This is a genomic window from Streptomyces sp. CC53 (assembly GCF_001865245.1).
Taxonomy (GTDB): Bacteria; Actinomycetota; Actinomycetes; order Streptomycetales; family Streptomycetaceae; genus Streptomyces.
In genome coordinates this window covers 1-3703 of record NZ_MKXB01000072.1, presented here as the reverse complement: position 1 = coordinate 3703, position 3703 = coordinate 1, and the positions used below count along the sequence as shown (strand labels likewise).

The following is a 3703-nucleotide window of genomic DNA, read 5'->3' as shown; positions in this document are numbered from 1 at the left end:
CGTCCGGCTCCTGCGGCACGAGCTGGCGCTGATGGGGAGCCTCGGGCGGTGGGCGCGGGGGCGGCGGCACGGGGTGGGGCCGGGGGTCGAGGGGTTCGGGCACGCCCGGGACCAGGCCGCGCTCATGTACGGCTTCGCGTTCGTGTGCCTCGTCGAGACGGCGGTGGTGGCGTGGCTGCTGTGGGACGTGCCGGTGGCGCACGAGGTGACGCTGCTGCTCGACGCGTACGCCGTGCTCTTCGTGCTCGGGCTGCACGCCGGCTCCGTCACCCGGCCGCACCTGCTGGACACCCGCAGGGGTGTGCTGCGGGTGCGGCAGGGCTGCCACCGGGACCTGGAGGTGCCGCTCGGCGCCGTCCGGGAGGTGCGGCGCGAGCTGCTGCTCAGTCACCGGCGGGCGGACGGCGAGGTGGACTTCGCGGTGGGCGGGCAGACGTCGGTACGGCTCGATCTGGTGGCGCCCGTGCCGCTCGTCGGGCTGCTCGGGCGGCGCAGGGAGGTGCGGACCGTGCGGTTCCACGCCGATGACGCCCACGGGCTGGTCGCGGCGGTCACGCGGGCACGAAGTGCGCTTTGTCCCGGCCCGGGTACGCCCGGGTGACGCGGACGGGGAGGCGTTCCCCGAGCGGCAGGGGGTCCGTGTCGGCGCTGTCGATCCGGGCGACCACGGCGGGGTCCCGGAGGTGGACGGTGCCGATCGTCGGGTCCTCGTCGCGGACGTCCACGACGACGCCGGGGAAGACCTCGCCGACCCGGTCCATGAGCAGGGCGGCCTCCACGAGGTCCACGCACTCCCGCTCGACGCGGTTCGCCCGGGCCGTGCCGTCCGCCATCTCCCCGGGCAGGGCGGGCAGGGCGGCCCGCACCCACTCGGGCGGCTCGTGGCCCGCGACGGCGGCGACGCACAGCTCGCCCGCGTACCGGTCGGCCAGGCGCCGCAGCGGCGCCGTGCAGTGCGCGTACTCGTCGGCGACGGCGGCGTGCGTCGCGTGTGCCGGGAGGCTGCCGTCCGTGAAGACCGTGTACCCGGCGCCGCGCAGCAGGGTCGTGCAGTCCTGGAGGAAGGCCGCGTGCCGCGGGTCGCGCGGGTCCAGGGTGCGGACGAGCGCCGCGTACGACACGTGGTGCGGCCAGTCGACGCCGAGGGCGCGCGCCGAGCGGCGCAGCCGGGCCACGGCGCCGTCGGGGGCGGTCGGCAGGGTGCGCAGGACGCCGGTGCCGGCGGCCGTCATCAGGTCGGCGGCGGCTGTGCCGGCCAGCAGCGAGATCTGGGCGTTCCAGGCGTCCGCGGGGCGGGGCGGCCGGTAGGCGAGGCGGTACCCGCCGTCGGTCCGGGTGATCTGCTGCTCGGGGACGTTGAGGGAGATCCCGCCGCGTTCGGTCTCCCGTTCCTCGCGGAGCCGGCCGATGTCGCGCAGCAGGGCGACCGGTTCCTCGGCGGTGCCCGCGTCGATCTGCCCCTGGACGGTGGCGTAGTCGAGCCGTGCGCGGGAGCGGACGAGCGCGCGGTGCACGTCGGTGGCGACCCTGCGGCCGTACGCGTCGAGGTCGATGCGCCACAGGAGGGCCGGGGCGGTCTGCGCGGGCAGCAGGCTGGCGGCGCCCTCCGACAGCACGGGCGGGTGCAGGGGGATCCGCCCGTCGGGGAGGTACAGGGTCGTGACGCGCCGGTGCGCCTCCGCGTCGACGGCGCCGCCGGGCTCCACGAAGGCGGCGACGTCGGCGATGGCGTAGTGCACGCGGTAGCCGCCGTCGGCGCGGCGGGCCAGGTGCATGGCCTGGTCGAGGTCGGTGGAGCCGGGCGGGTCGATGGTGAACAGCGGCAGGTCGGTGGCGTCCCCGCCGGGCAGGCGCGGGTTCTTCGCGGCGTTCTCGGCCTCGGCCAGCACGGCGGGCGGGAAGGCACGCGGCACGTCCAGCTCGGTGCGCAGTGCCCGCAGCGCGGCCGTGAGCGGTGTCTCGGCGGCGCCGCTCACGCGGAGGTGGCGACGGGGCATACGCCGAGCGTAGGCCGGGGCGGGGCGGGCGGCACTTTGTACGCTGGTCGGCGCGGTGTGCCCCGGTCCCGTGGCCGGGGGCCGCGCCGGTGGTCGGGCCGCGCCCCGCCGCCGTACGTACGGATACGAAGGAGACGCATCGTGCTCGTCCTGTTGCCGCCCTCGGAGGGCAAGGCCGCCTCGGGGAGCGGGTCGCCGCTGAAGCCGGAGGCGCTGTCGCTGCCGGGGCTCGCCGGAGCGCGGGCGGCCGTGTTCGAGGAGCTCGTCGAGCTGTGCGCGGCCGACGAGGACAAGGCGCGGGAGGTGCTGGGGCTGAGCGAGGGGCTGCGCGGGGAGGTCGCGAAGAACGCGGGGCTGCGGACGGCCGGGGCGCGGCCCGCCGGGGAGGTCTACACCGGGGTGCTGTACGACGCCCTGGGCCTGGCCGCGCTCGACGCGGCGGCGCGGGAGCGGGCCGGGACGTCGCTGCTGGTGTTCTCCGGGCTGTGGGGTGCGGTGCGGGTCGACGACCTGATCCCGTCGTACCGCTGCTCCATGGGGGTGAAGCTGCCGGGGCTCGGTGCGCTGGGGGCGTATTGGCGGGGACCCCTGGCGGAGGTGATGCCCGAGGTGGCCGGGGAGGGTCTGGTGCTGGACCTGCGGTCGGCGGCGTACGCGGCGGCGTGGAAGCCGAAGGGCGAGGTGGCCGGGCGGACGGCGACCGTGCGGGTGCTGCACGCGCCGACGCGGAAGGTGGTCAGCCACTTCAACAAGGCGACGAAGGGCCGCATGGTGCGGAGCCTGCTGGAGTCGGGGTCCGCGCCCGGCTCCCCCGGCGAGCTGGTGGAGGCGCTGCGCGGGCTCGGTCACGTGGTGGAGGTCACGGCCCCGGGGAAGGCCGGCAAGCCGTGGGCGCTGGACGTGCTCGTGGAGCAGGTGCACTGAGGGTGCGGGCCGGGGCCGGTGGAGGGCCCCGGGGGGCCGGTGGAGGGCCCGTCTCCGTGCCGGCCCGGGCGGTGTCGTTGCGGTGGGTGCAACGGTGATTGCGGGGTGCGCACGGCGGCGGGCACGATGCGGCCATGCTTGCTGTGCTGGACCTGGTCGGCGGGCCCGTGCTGCCCGTGGTCGTCGTCGAGGACGCCCGTGAGGCGGTGCCGCTCGCGCGGGCGCTGGTCGCGGGCGGACTGCCCGCGGTCGAGGTGACCCTGCGGACGGCCGCGGCCCTGGACGCGGTGCGGGCCGTCGCCGACGAGGTGCCGGAGGCCGTGGTCGGCGCGGGCACGGTCGTCTCCGCGCGGGCTGCGGCGGACGCGGTGGCCGCGGGGGCGCGGTTCCTGGTGAGCCCGGGGTGGACGGGCGGGCTGCTCGACGCGATGGACGCGGCGGGCGTGCCGTACCTGCCGGGGGTGTCGACGGCGTCCGAGGTGGTGGCGCTGCTGGAGCGGGGCGTGCGGGACATGAAGTTCTTCCCGGCCCAGGCGGCGGGCGGGGCCCCGTACCTGTCGGCGTTGGCGGGCCCGCTGCCCCGGGCGCGGTTCTGCCCGACGGGAGGGGTCACGGCGGCGACCGCGCCCGCGTACCTGGCGCTGCCCAACGTGCCCTGCGTGGGCGGCACGTGGGTGGTGCCGCCCGACGCGGTCGCGGCGCGGGACTGGCGGCGGGTGGAGCGGCTGGCCCGGGAGGCGGCGGGGCTGAGCCGTCGGGGCGCGGATCGTTGCGGGTGACCG

The 3703-nt window shown here is 77.5% G+C and carries 4 protein-coding genes; 3 read left to right on the top strand and 1 reads right to left on the bottom strand.

What is annotated here, in order from left to right:
- A partial coding sequence (locus BJP40_RS06515; RefSeq protein ID WP_071279376.1) for a hypothetical protein occupies positions 1-601 on the top strand: 601 nt, incomplete at its 5' end.
- Here BJP40_RS06515 and BJP40_RS06510 read toward each other — a convergent pair.
- A complete protein-coding gene (locus tag BJP40_RS06510) occupies positions 552-1997 on the bottom strand; it encodes an RNB domain-containing ribonuclease (RefSeq protein WP_071279375.1) in 1446 nt (481 codons plus the stop codon). The two genes, BJP40_RS06515 and BJP40_RS06510, sit on opposite strands and share 50 nt — an antisense overlap.
- 141 nt (positions 1998-2138) lie before the next feature.
- Between BJP40_RS06510 and yaaA the strand changes: the two genes are divergently transcribed.
- Positions 2139-2921 (top strand): peroxide stress protein YaaA, encoded by a 783-nt coding sequence (gene yaaA / locus BJP40_RS06505; RefSeq protein ID WP_071279373.1) that lies wholly within the window; start codon positions 2139-2141, stop codon positions 2919-2921.
- Between the two features lie 134 nt (positions 2922-3055).
- Positions 3056-3700: a bifunctional 4-hydroxy-2-oxoglutarate aldolase/2-dehydro-3-deoxy-phosphogluconate aldolase gene (gene eda / locus BJP40_RS06500; RefSeq protein WP_071279371.1), complete on the top strand. Its 645-nt coding sequence runs from the start codon at positions 3056-3058 to the stop codon at positions 3698-3700.
- Positions 3701-3703 lie beyond the last annotated feature (3 nt).